Origin of the sequence: Sulfurimonas sp., from assembly GCF_028694605.1 — a bacterium.
In the GTDB taxonomy this organism is placed as follows: Bacteria; Campylobacterota; Campylobacteria; order Campylobacterales; family Sulfurimonadaceae; genus Sulfurimonas.
Genome location: NZ_JAQVKP010000004.1, coordinates 114,347 through 127,648 on the forward strand (window position 1 = coordinate 114,347; position 13,302 = coordinate 127,648).

General features: G+C 37.4%; 8 protein-coding genes. All 8 read right to left on the reverse strand.

Annotated features, from left to right (window positions below; translation table 11 throughout):
* Positions 1-4: 4 nt before the first annotated feature.
* Positions 5-4,417 (reverse strand): calcium-binding protein, encoded by a 4,413-nt coding sequence (locus PHY84_RS03820; protein ID WP_299857909.1) that lies wholly within the window; start codon positions 4,415-4,417, stop codon positions 5-7.
* Between the two features lie 85 nt (positions 4,418-4,502).
* Positions 4,503-5,450: a tetratricopeptide repeat protein gene (locus PHY84_RS03825; protein WP_299857911.1), complete on the reverse strand. Its 948-nt coding sequence runs from the start codon at positions 5,448-5,450 to the stop codon at positions 4,503-4,505.
* A 2-nt stretch (positions 5,451-5,452) separates the two neighbouring features.
* Complete coding sequence (locus PHY84_RS03830; protein ID WP_299857913.1) at positions 5,453-5,944, reverse strand: hypothetical protein; 492 nt, start codon at positions 5,942-5,944, stop codon at positions 5,453-5,455.
* Positions 5,945-5,954: 10 nt separating this feature from the next.
* Complete coding sequence (locus PHY84_RS03835; RefSeq protein ID WP_299857915.1) at positions 5,955-8,111, reverse strand: EAL domain-containing protein; 2,157 nt, start codon at positions 8,109-8,111, stop codon at positions 5,955-5,957.
* Positions 8,108-10,501 (reverse strand): TolC family protein, encoded by a 2,394-nt coding sequence (locus PHY84_RS03840; protein ID WP_299857917.1) that lies wholly within the window; start codon positions 10,499-10,501, stop codon positions 8,108-8,110. Before PHY84_RS03840 ends, PHY84_RS03835 begins: the two co-directional genes overlap by 4 nt.
* The gene (locus PHY84_RS03845) at positions 10,501-11,160 is read right to left on the reverse strand and encodes a hypothetical protein (protein ID WP_299857919.1); all 660 of its coding nucleotides are present in this window, start codon (positions 11,158-11,160) and stop codon (positions 10,501-10,503) included. Before PHY84_RS03845 ends, PHY84_RS03840 begins: the two co-directional genes overlap by 1 nt.
* On the reverse strand, positions 11,160-12,305 hold the full coding sequence (locus PHY84_RS03850; protein ID WP_299857921.1) for a MotA/TolQ/ExbB proton channel family protein: 1,146 nt from the start codon (positions 12,303-12,305) through the stop codon (positions 11,160-11,162). The genes PHY84_RS03845 and PHY84_RS03850 overlap by 1 nt, the downstream gene beginning before the upstream one ends.
* A gap of 7 nt (positions 12,306-12,312) precedes the next feature.
* Entirely contained in the window at positions 12,313-13,257 is a 945-nt protein-coding gene (locus PHY84_RS03855; RefSeq protein ID WP_299857924.1) for a hypothetical protein, read from the reverse strand.
* Positions 13,258-13,302: the final 45 nt, after the last annotated feature.

The window sequence follows — 13,302 nt, forward strand, 5'->3', positions numbered from 1 at the left end:
AATCCTACACAACCGCCATAGTAAAATTAAGGCTTGGATCATCGGCAGGCGTTACGCTGTAGCTGGAGTTAACTGTTAAATTTGTAACATCCGTACCGCCTTGTATATCTGTAATGGTAATTTTTGTTCCCTGCGTATTGTTTGCTATATCCAATGTCAAATTTGCACCGTCAATCCAAGTAGCCAAAACATCTGCGCTCAACTCCATAGTATAGGCGGTTGCTTGGTCTATATCCAGTGATTCGATATTTGAAAACAAATCGTTATACCCTGCATCCGTAAAGTCAACATTTTGAGTAAAAGTCCTTATGTCAACCCTATCTGCTCCAAGTGCTCCGTCTATGCTCAACTTCCCATCTCTTATAGCCGTATAGTCAACATAAAAAATATCATTTCCACTGCCGCCTATAAAGTTTATCTGCGCATCGTTAAGATAATTAACATCGTCAAAATTTTTGTTATGTGCATAAAATGATCTTCCGTTATTGTTGAGAGCGGTTACATTGAGCGTTGAATCAGCACCTATATCAAAGTCCTCGAAAGTGTTATAGTAGTTATCAGTCATGTTGAGAGTCTGATTTGTTCCGAGTTTGAGAGTGTCTGTATTTCCTCCAGCATCAAGGTAAAAAGTAGCATCGTTGCCCAAAGTTGCATTGCTAAAATCAAACATATCATTTCCGTTATAGCCATAAATATAGACTTTACCGCTAAATTCACTAAAGTCTATATTGCTAAAGTCAAATGTTTCAGCGTTATTCGTACCATAAAGGTAAAAATTTCCGCTTCCTTTTATAGTTTGAAACTGTGATAACTGAGAAAGATTAAGATAACCGCTATAAGATTGAAGGTCTAATGTTTCAAAGTTGCTTACGGTAATAGTTCTAAGATTTACATTTTGAACTAGCTGAAGCGTATCATCCCCTCCGTTGCCGTCATAAATCTCACCGGAAGTGTTTCTGGCAATTACAGTATCGTTTCCTGCACCCCCATAAAGAGCATCCGTACCGCTCCAGCCATCCAGATACATACCGGAGCCATTTGCCGTAATAGTATCAGCTCCAGTACTGCCGATGATTTTTGTAAAGTTTTTCACTTTATCATCATAGATAGCACCCGTACTCATATCCACCGTTGCATAGCCGCTACCATCAACTGCCGTCATATCAAGAACGAAACCGTTGTTGGTCCCCGTATAATTAAGCGTATTGACACCGGTACCGCCGTCTATGGTATCATTGTTTGAGATACCGCTGTTATACATACCATACCCGTAAACAGTGTCATCTCCATCACCCGCATCGATGATATCATTGTTTCTTTCTCCGTAAATGATGTCATCGCCGCCGCCGCCATAGATAGTATCGTTCCCATCTCCGCCTCTAATGGTGTCTGCTCCATCAAAGCCATAGATGCTGTCATCTCCTCCATACCCGTTTAAAACATTGCTTTGGCTATTGCCATAAAGCGCATCTGCCGAATTTGAACCGCCAAAACCTTCAAATTCATATGCAAGATTTATACCGCCGTTGCCGTTATAACCGTCAACCCAAGTTCCATCTACCCCGTTTGTACTATCTGTTGAGTACTGAATCGTTCCTGTTTCGGTTAGCCTGATATTGCGAGAGAGTGCAACCAAGCCATCATCATAAAGCTCCAAGTAGTCTATACCGTCACCGCCGTAGCTCACATCCAGTCCTGCACCCGGTCTGATATAGTCGTCTCCGTCTCCACCATATAGCGTGTCATTGCCACCCCTACTCTCAAGCCTGTCATTGCCGTCAAGTCCCCAAATGGTCTCCGCACTGGTGTTGTTTCCATAGATAACATCATTGCCGTTCGTAGCTACTACCTGTTCAATGCTCTTAACAAGGTCAAGAAGTCTGTTTGTTGTGGTTTCCTTTACCATAACAAAATCAGTGCTGTTTAGGTCAACGGTTATCCCTTGAATCTCTTCCATAAAATTTGGATTAGTGACACGATTAGGATAATCAGCAGGATTATAACTTATCCAATCGCTTCCCGCTCCACCGTCTATAAAGTCATAACCGCCACCCGCGAATATTCGGTCATCTCCATCTCCTGCTTCTATGAAGTTAGTATTACCGTTTCCATAAATGATGTCATTGTAAGCAGAAGCTCGGACATCTTCCACGTTAACAATCGTATCTTTGACAACACCGCTGCCATCATTCCTCAGAGTATAGTCAAATTCCTCTTCGTTAGGTCTGTCCAAGCGGATTATCATACCCTCAGTCGCATTTTCATAACTTAGCGTGTCCGTATCTGCTCCGCCGTCTATATAGTCATTTCCGCTGCCCGCAATAAGGGTGTCATAACCGTCTCCGCCAAAGAGAGTGTTATTACCGCCTCGCCCATCTAAGATATCGCTGCCTCCAAGACCGGACAAAATATTGTCACTAAGAGCGCTACCGTAAATAGTATCATTATAACTGCTACCTTTTACATTTTCTACATCTTCAATAATGTCATAACCAACAGGCTGGAGATTTTCTAAGCCGCTATCCGTAAGCGTTGTGCTTATAGCATTGCCGTCTGCATCGTATGTAAATTTTTCTACTCTGTCTGCAAATTTTGAGATGACGTTGATTTTGTCATTTGTATCCACAACCCCATCGCTGTTTACATCGATGTTAAGCCCATCCACATATAGACCATCCAAATCAACATAAACCCCTTTATAGTAGGCAAGCATATCGACATCAAGAGAGTTTGCGATTGGATTGCCGCTACCATCTAGCTCTACGTATGTTCCGTTTAGTTTTTGACTCTCCTGGGCAGACAACAAGCCTACTTGGTTAAGCAGTTTTACCTCGCTTGAAGCAAAACTTTTGACGCTCTCATAACTGAGCGTATCTTCTCCGGCATACTCCACGGCACCGACATCTCCGCTATGGGCATCACCGTAAATGTAGTTTGTACCGCTGCCGCCATAGAGCGTATCGTCTCCTGCACTCAGATAAATCGTGTCATCTCCTGCCCCGTCATATACAGTGTCCTGAACCATACCGCCGTATATAGTGTTATCTCCGTCGCCGTCTTTTATGATGTTAACATTTGGCTCTTTAGATAAGATAAACCCTTCATCTTGTCCATTTACAAAATCAGCTTTCTTGTAGGTGTAATCACTTGCGGCTGTTATATCTTTGAGAGCAAAAGTATATTGGTTGGTATAGGACTGAGACGGCAAAAGGTCTGTTGTCTCCAAGTAAGCATCATCAAGTTTATAGTTTGCCGTTATAGAGACGTTAAAAGGAGAAGCAAGCGTGTCGTCATACTCTATAACAAACTCTGCACTCTTAAATTTTGTTAGAAAATCTTCATCATCATAGGAGATGATGTTTCCAAGCGCATCTTTTAAGAGCATCTGTTCTTTGGTAACAGTTGAACCGGCGATAGCATTTCCGTCTTTATCTAAGATGGTTACACCAACCGGAAGACCGCTTATCGTAAAACTATCGACGTAGAACCCCTCCGGCATTTGCGGCTCAAACCTTAAAACTCTAGTGAGTTCCTCTGAACCCTCTGCTCTGATAATCATATCTTCGCTTCTTTGGCTCATATCTATAGTTTCTGCCTCAAACTGGTTGGTTATGGAATCAAACTTATAGCCGTTGATGCTTCCGCCGCCGCCTAAAATCTCGATTACTCCGTCATCGTTTACAGTCTCTTCGTATGTTGTTTGATGTGCCGTAGCTTTAAAATAAAAAACAGGCTTCGCCGCATCATTGACAGTGCCTCCGGTTGGGATATAACTTGTAAAGTGTCGGCTGTAAGAGTCGGAATAATAATCGGTAAAAGGATTTTCTATAATAACGGGAATAGGCTCTTGAAGTGTACTAACGGTAGAAAAATCTTCGTATGTTAATTTTTTGGCATCATTTTCTTTATCAGCAAATGAGTCGCCAAAACTTTGTTGCAGCGAAACATCTTTGGTGAGCTTGCGTGTTAAATCTTCAAGCTCTTCGATAATCTTTTTTACTTTGTCTTCATACTGTATATCCGCTTCAACCGCAATGGAATTAAAGGGCAAATCATTGACCTCTTTTACGCCCGAAAGAACATCCGCCAAGGTAAATTTTTGACCGCCCGCTCCAAAAAAAGATGGTGGAGTTTCACTGAAGCCCATAAGAGCCATAGAAACAAAAGTCAAAACTCCTCCGTTTGGCATAGTCACAACGATATCACCCCCAACAAGGCGATACTCCAAAGAAGCCAAATCAACACCTGCCATTTCATAAAGAACATTATCATCGGGACGAACATATACTGCTATGTTTTGACCTTTGAGTGGTGCTTTTTTAACAACAACCTTATCGTTTTGATACTGCAAGATATCTTTTGCATCTATTGTAAACTCTGTTGTTTGCGTTGTTTGATTTTTGTTTTGTTCTGGCATTGTGAACTCCTTGAGTATCGTTTTTGTGCCTCTGTTTAAATAGACTTATTTTAGCACATATTTTAAGACGGCTTACTAGACTTCTTTATTTTTTATTCACTCTTTGTAAAAAAGTATTTGCAAAAGAGTATCCGTTCTTCTTGGATTTCTCCATCCAAAAAAGCCCTTTTTCTTTGTCTTTTGCAACTCCGTACCCCTCATAATAAAAAAGCCCTATATAGTACTCTGCCTTTGCATATCCGGCAGCAGCAGCCTCAAAATACCAAAAAAATGCCTCTTCGTAGCTCTGCTCCACAAGCTCACCGCTTCTGTAAAAATCTCCAAGTTGCGTTTGTGCAAATTTATTTCCTTTTTTTGCAGAAAACTCAAGCCAAAAAAGTGTTTTATCATACTCTTTTGATGTACCCTCAGCGCTATAGTACATCAGTGCCAAATTAAATGCCGCCACGTCATCACCGAGATTTGCGGCTCTCTCATACCACTCAAAAGCTTTTTTCAAATCTTTTTGCGTACCTATACCGAAATAGTACAGATGTGCCAAGTTATTTTGAGCAGGAAGAAGTCCGACTTGTGCTGCTTTTTCATACCACTCAAAAGCTTTTGTCAGCATCTTCTTATCTGTTATAAACGTTTCATAAAGTACTGCAAGGTTAAACTGAGCGGGAACAAACCCCTGCATTGCCGCTTGCTCGTAAAGCGCTATCGCCTCTTTTGTATTTTTTTCAACACCGATACCGTTTTCATAAAAATACCCCAGTTTATTTTGGGCAGTTGCGTTGCCAAGCGATACAGATTTTTGTAACCAATAAATACTCTGATTTAAGTTTTTCTCAACTCCCTCACCATATTCATACATAAGTGCGAGATTGTACTGTGCATAGGAGTTCTCTTTTTGGGCCGCAGCAAGAAACAGCGTATGTGCTTTTGCAAACTCTTTACTTTTGTAAAACTCCATTCCCTTTTCAAAATCGCCGCAAAAGGCAAGAGAGAGTAAAAGTGAGTGCAATAAAAATAATCTAGTGATTTTCATCATAATCAATTTTTTTCACTCTTTTTTATAAGCCCGTTTTCAAACTCGCTTTTTATGATACATGTACTCATATCTTTGGTTGGCTTGATAAAAAATTCACGATTTTTCTCAGCTAAAAAGTACTCTATCTTCTCCCAGACATCTAGGTGCTCGCTCTGCGAAAAAAGATATTTATCTGTTTTTTCAACACCAAAGGAGCCTTCTGCCTCAAGTGTAGCCATAGTGCCACACGCATCCTCTTCTACTTTTAGCAGATAATCTTTATGATGCAAAACATAAAAACCAACTCCAATTTTTGTAACTTCAAGTCTGTCTCTGTATGAATCCACAATATATTCATACTCTTTGCCGCTCTTAAAAGCATATTTGCCCGCAAGCAGTATCTCATCTTTTGTATAGCTTGGGTAGTAGCTAGAAGTTAGAGCTTCTTTATGACTACAGCCGCTAAAAAGTAAAAAAAGAGTACCCAAACCGACACCAAAAAGACTTCCCCTCATTTACGTTCTCCTAATAATTACTGATGGCATCCAAGCCCATGCTAACACATGCCTCGATATCTCTCTCATCTCTTATGCTATCGCCGATGATAAAAATATCATTCGACTGCCCAAGATTGATGATAGTTCTTAAAAAATGTTTTTTATCTCTATCGTTGAAAATACCGCTGGTATAATCCTTGTTTATTCTTAAATAGTCCAGATGCAACTCCCCGAGCTTCTCTACTGCAAAGTCATTTATACTAAATCTTTTTAAAATAACCTTTGCCCCAAATCTATGAATCTCATGTACAAAATTTTTGAATGCCTCTACGTCAATAGATGCATTATATGAGGTCATACTAAAGATGATTTTATTGGAGATATTTTTGTTAAACAAAAACAGGGAGTGCAGCCATGTTATAAACTCATTGTCTTTGAGTGAGTGCAATGAGAGATTTACAACAATCCCATATTTAAAGTCATCCGTTTTGATATGCTCTACAACGGATTCTATAACTTTTTTGTCAAATGAAACGGCAAGTTTGATTTTTTCCGCCGCAGATATAAATACGCCTATGGCAAATTTTTCCCTGTTTTTATCATAAAGTACAGGTATCGCTTCTCGCATAAGAGTTTCATTGTTTGCGATACTTGTTGTCTCAAAACCATACTCTATCTCAAAAGAGTTGTTTTCTATGATTTCCCTTACATTTTGCTCTATAACACTAAACTTATCTAAAACTTCCGATGGACTTACCATGTAATAATAATTTCCACTGTTTCTTGCAATAGTGTAAACATCGCTAAGCAAATGAAGAATAGATTCTACGGTTCCATATTTATCAAAAGGAATAAAACCAAAATAGGCAGATTTATTTTCTACTTCATAGCGCATCCCCATCTCTTGCAGCTCTTCTTCAAAGACTCTGCAAAACTCTAAAACTTTTTCCTCTTTTTCATTTTTTAAAATTATCGCAAACTCGGAGCCGAAAAATCTATAAAGTGAGGCTTCTTGCAAATCAAGTTCATAAAATTTGTTTTGTACGATATTTGCAAACTCTTCTATGTAGTGATTCGCCAAAGCCGAACCAAATTTTTTAGTAAATTCACCGAGTGATTCAAGTTTGATGGTTCCGATAAACCCATCAGAACCCACGATAAACATATTTTTCAAATCAATCTCAAAAACTTTTTGATTTGGAAGTCCTGTCAAATCATCCGTAAATACTTTTCTCTCTAAAATATTTTTATTGATATTTAACTCATTAAGAACAATGATATATTTTTTTGTTATATTGCCAACCAAGCGAAAAGCTTCATCTATATCTTCATTGAGAGATTTTTTCTTCTCGTCAAAAACAAAATTATTATTAAGCGTATCCGCCATAGTCTCTTTAAAATATTTTATAGCATCCAAAAGCATTTTTTTGATAAAAATCAGATAGATTGCGCCAAAAACAAATCCCAAAAACAATATTGTAAAAATATAATATATTTTATATGTTTTTTGTAAAATCGCCGTTTTTTCATTGAACGCACTTTGATCTATAATGTACTCAATCTCTGCAAAAGGTTTATCTTGTAAAAGGATGCTTTTTTTCTCTCTTAAAAAGGCAGTTGACGTTTTACTATTTTGCAGCAAGTCCTGATTTAAATTTTCTTTGGAGAACTCATACTCAAAATAAATTTTAGCCGCTGCATTTATAAGCATCTCATTTTTATATAAAAAGAACTTAAAAACAACAGGCTCTTGTGCATTGATTTTTTTGGCACTTGAGAGTTTGTACATGTTGTTTTCAAGTGGCGTAATGGTTCCGTTTTTGGCATCCGTTGCTACATCACCTATCTCCCACTCACTGTTTTGTGCATAATTGGAGTTGCGAAGAAGCGTCTCTTTTGAAAATAAAAATTCTTTGTTTGAGAGTTTTATAGCACTTATATCAGTTGTTTTTACGGTATATAAGAGCATCGTGCGGATGCTCTCATAGCTGGAGTTTAGCAGATTTTTCTCTAGCTCTTCAAAGACAATCTCCGTATCTTTTTTAACCCTCTCGTTAAACTCATTTTCAATTGCTTCTTTAGCGCTAAAATAGCTATATGCAAAAACAAAAGTTACCGCAAGCAAAAAAAGCAAAATACTCAATGCAAATTTTATACCGATGGTAAATTTTATTTTATACTTCAATTTTTATTCGCTTTTGTTGTGGTTGCATTTATATCAATAGCATCTTGAGGCACTTGGTTATATTGAACTTCACCAAATGAGGTAGATGGCACACCTAACTCCAAATGACCATACTTTGCATAAAGTTCCTGTTTGTCTTTAATGTTTTCTATAATCGGATAGTACTTATCTTTAAGCTCCGCAGACAACCTATGAAGCCCTGCTTGAGCCTCTTCATAGGTTGCAAAAGTTCCATAAACAACCTTAATCCACTCCGCATTTGTACCATATCTAAAAACAAATGCCTTAGTATCTATCTTCTCGTTATTTACAAGCGCTATAGCATCATCAAGCTTGGTAAAAGTCGCGAGATTTATAGTATATGCATCTTTGCTCATCTTTATAAACTCTTGCTTAAAGCTCTCATTTGTAAAATAAGGCTGTGGCGGTTTAGGAACAAGCTTTACTATTTTTGTTTTTATTATCTCTCTTGGCTGCATCGCTTCTTTGGGCTGTAATTGCAAATTATCTAAAAACTTTTTATAAAGCTCTTTGATTTTGGCTATAGGCACCACTTCATATTTTTTGTTTTGTACTTTTTTCATGCCCTCTAACGTACTCTGTGCAAGCTCAAAACTACCGTAAATTCCATGCGCCATCGCATTTTTAAGCTTCTCTTGCTCAATCATATCTACTACAAATGTTTGCTTGGTCAAGTTTTGCTCTTTCATAAAACCAAAAGTATCGTACATGGAGTCAAAACTGCTGATAAAGAGCGTAAAGTCAGTGTCATTTGCGTCTAAAAACTTATCTTTAAAAAGCAAAATCTCCTCAAGCGTATCTACACTCGCCTTCTCTTTTTCTACCTTTGCCGCAAAAGAGACATCTGGCGCCACTTTTATAACCGGAACAATCGGAGCATCTGCCTTCTGCTCTGGTTTTTTATAATATTTATCATCGTATTTGCTTTTTGTAAAGTCTATAAAATTTTCTTTTGTTGGGTCTAGCTCAAAAAACGAGACAAGTTCGCCGGTTTCAAAAAGAAGCTTAAAATAGCCGTTGAGCCTGTTTTCATAAGATTCTATCAAAGAGACTTGGGCAGTATTAAGCTGTCTTTGAGCTATCAAAAGAGTTTGCAAATCCTGCTCTCCGTTTTTATACGCTTCCCAGTAAGAGTCAACCATTGATTCTGAAGATGCAACCTCTTGTTCTATAGTTCCTATCTCTCCATGAAGTGCGTTGATAGATTCAAAAAGGTCGGAGAGAATCCACTTTACCTTTCTTCTCTCCTCTTCTATAACGTACTGTAACTCTCGGATATTGCTATAGCTTGCAGCAACCGCATTTGCATCTTTATCACCGTTATACAAATTGTACTTTAGCTTTAGAAGAACTTCGCTAGTATCTTGTATATAAAACTCTTCTGGTGCAATATCTTTGTTAAAAGTTCTTATCTGTGTAACCTCAAGATCAACTTTTGGCTTAAATGCAGACCTTGAGGCTTCTAGCTTATATTTTTCAGACTGAACAGTCGTCAGATAGCTCACTATGTTTAAATTTTGTTCACTGCCTTTTTTGAGCAGCTCTTCAAGAGGCTCTAGTTGTATATCGTACTCATACTCAAAAGGCATAGTCTGCTTAAACTCTTCTCCTGCTATATACTCGTAGTATCTAAACGCTTCCATGAGTTTTAGATTAGTCTGGCTTAGTTTTGTCTCTGCATTTGCCACACTTGCCTTGATGGAACTGACATCACCTATAGAAGCTGCGCCAAGGTCATATCTTACGGTTACAATTTCGAGAATTTTTCGCAACATTTCCATATTTTTCTTTGTAACGACCGAAGACTGAGAAGAAAAAACAACGCCGAAATACGCCTTTATGGCATTTTGTATCTCTTGGGCAATCGCAAGTTCGTAACGGCTTTTTGCCACTTGAAGACTTTTTTCAAGAGCTTTAATCTTATATTCTGTCGCTCCGCCGGCGTAAATATTTTGCCTCAAGAGGAACTTAAGATTTTCATCATCATATTTGTGTGTTCCAGTAGTCGGACCGTCATCACCGGGGCTTATTTGGTTTTTTCCGTAGCTATACTCAAGATCAAGAGTTGGCTTGTAGCCGGAGTATGCATCATCCAAATTTATCTTTGCACGCCTTACTTTTTCACTTGCGGCTTTTATTTTATTGTTATTTGAAACTGTCTCTAAAATCACATCTATCAAAGATACTTTCGTATAATTTTGAATTTTTTTCTCTTCTTCATCTATGCCGAAATTTTTTTTATAATCCTTCTTAATGGCAACACTTCTATTTATATCTGCCGCATCAGAGACATTGAGAGTATTTGCAGCTGCAAAAGTTACGCTAAATATAAATATAATAATTAAAAAATCTATTTTCTGAAATATCATTATTTTTTTTCAATCCTGATTATAATGTACCCGTTGTTATTTTGATTTACGATCTTTTCAGCGTTGGGATGAAGCAAATCAACACGAACATCTTTAATGTCATACCCCATTTGTCGTATAAGATTTCTGGTATTTAGCGTTCTGGCAAGTGAAATCTGTTTCATAACTGTTGCACTAATCTGGTTTGTAGGATCGACTGCACTTATCTTTACCGTATGCTTTATATTTTTTTGCTTGATTTTGTTTATAAATTCTCTGATTTTTACAATTATTTGATTGTCAATCTTTATGTCATTGCTTCCAAAATTGACAAGTAGATGTTCATCTGCCATAACCACTTCTTGCTTTGTAACCGCATCTTCATAAATTCTGCTCAAATCTTTTCCTGCTGCTTCTATACCGACAAACTCTTTGGCTTGAACTTCTTTTTGGACTTCCTCTTTTTTTTCCAAAACTTCGGCTTTTTTTGTCTCCGGAGCTGAAATAACTTTATCATTCAGTATTGCACTTGTATAAGCAACTTTAAATTTGTACTGTGAATAATAAACAATATTTACGAAAGCAACCAACAAAAACAATAACATAACCAAAATAACCGATGAAAAAATATCAACAAAACCGGGCCACGGGTTGAATTCTTCTATATGTTTTTTTGCCATTATGAACTTTTCACACTTGTTTGAAGCGAATTTTCTACTGCTTCTTGGTTTTGTTTTTGAGCCTCAAGCAGCTGTTTCATCGTTTTATGTTGGCTTGTTGCTATGTTGGCAAGAGCTTGTATGGATTCGTCAAGTCTGCTTGAATTTGAAAACTGATTAACATTAAGCTCTTTTATGGAGTTTACTATGCTTTCTAAAAGTGCTATTTGGTTTGCAGTTGTTTTAGCAGTGAACTCCAGATTTTCCGATAGCATTTTATAGATGATTTCATTGCTCTCAGAGCTTCGCTTCATCTCCTCTTTAAGTCCGCTCATCGCTTCCCCGAAAATATCCAAAAACTTGCTTGTTGCCATTGGGTCGGAAGAGGCAGCACTCTGCACTCCGACATGGCGAGCAGCACCTATATGTGCCAAACCTTCCGTCTCTCGAAACTGTTGAATTGTCTCCGCAGATTGCGTGTCAATAATGCGACCCTTCATCCAATCTTCAATATCTTCTATAAAAGACTCTTGATTTCTACTGAGAATATAGCTCTTAAGACTTAAAATGATGGCAGTAGCAACACCAAACAAAGAAGAGCCAAAACCTATCGCCATACCGCCAAGCGGTCCAGAGAAACTAGCCATAATCTCTGCAATATTAATATCTCCGCCCAAAGATAAAACGATGGCTCCCATGTTATCAATTGCTTTAAGCAATCCTGTAAAAGTTCCAAAAAGTCCTATCATCAAAGCAGTTGCCGTGAAGAAGTTTATATATATTTTTTGAGAAGCAAATTTTTCTTCAAGCCATGTAGTAACATCTCTTGCTTCTGACTGAGTAAAGTAGAGAGATCCGCCTTTTGCTCTTTTATAAAACATGTGCGCAATGCTTGCCGGCATAATTCTATCTATGCCATGAAGATAGTGGGTAAGCTCCTCGCCTTTTTTATATGCCAAGATACCAAAAGTTCCGGCAAGCATCGTTAGTCTAAATGCAGAATGATAGACAATAATCATACCAATGGCAAGAACAGTCAAAACTGCAATATTAAAAGTCAAAGTAGCCATAAAAAAAGTAACAAAAGATTTAAGATTTGAAAATACTAAAAAAAAGATAAAGAGCCAAAAAACAAAATAAATTTTTAATATTCTAATGCGTCTCATAAGCTACCTAAAAGAGAAATAAAATAATAGAGATGACTAATCCCAAAGCAACGGTTGTAACCGTGTTTGTCATGTCGCCTGCTATGTTGACAAAACCGCCGCTTGCCTCTATGCTCTCTCCTGAGACCATCAAGCCTATATCTACTCCGTTTATATCGGTAATTTTTTTAACTACTCTAAAATAATTACCATCAAGCGCATATTTTAACTGCTTCAATTTCTCAAAATCCACCTCGCTTATTGTAGATGCAAATTTTGTATTGTACTCAACTTGTTTGAGAGCATAATTTTCATTTATTTCTTTATATTTATCTGCTTTTTCTTCAAGAGATAAAATCGGGAGCATCTTTCTATCTAGCAAAAAGAGGTATTGGCTTCCCTCTTTTGTTAACTCAGTTTTAAAAGCATTCACGGACTCTTTTATCTCTAAAACACCATAAACAACCTCGTTCTTTTGTAAAGGAATCAAATAGACAAAAAAAGCGCCGCTGTCCAATACCTCTGCGCCAAAAAGTGTTCTTTTGCTGCTCAGTATCGTGTTTATAGTATTTCTCAATGGTTTGTCTTTGTTGGCTGCACTGGCAAAGTCCACGCTCAAACTCGTAAAACCACTCTTAATAAACTCTTCATTTAAAGATTTTTTAAATTTTTCCATAACTGCAATATTATTTGTCTCTATTGCACTCAGCAGCAACTCATCTTGCGCAATTACCGCTGCTATCTTTTTAAACTCTTCTTGCTTGGTTTCTATTTTGGTATTTAGTTTCAGTTCATAGCTATCAAGCATACTTTGATAAACTTTTTGTGAAACTCTATCTGTCATAGTCATAATCACGTACATAGAGATAAAAATACCGATAATAGATATAACAAACAGGGTTGTAAACCAAAGACCTTTATGTTTTTTAAGATGAGCCAACAGCTCTTGTAATCTTTTTATGAAAGTAAACATTATTTTAAAATCCCCTAATTTAACCGTTTTTTAATGTTATTTTAC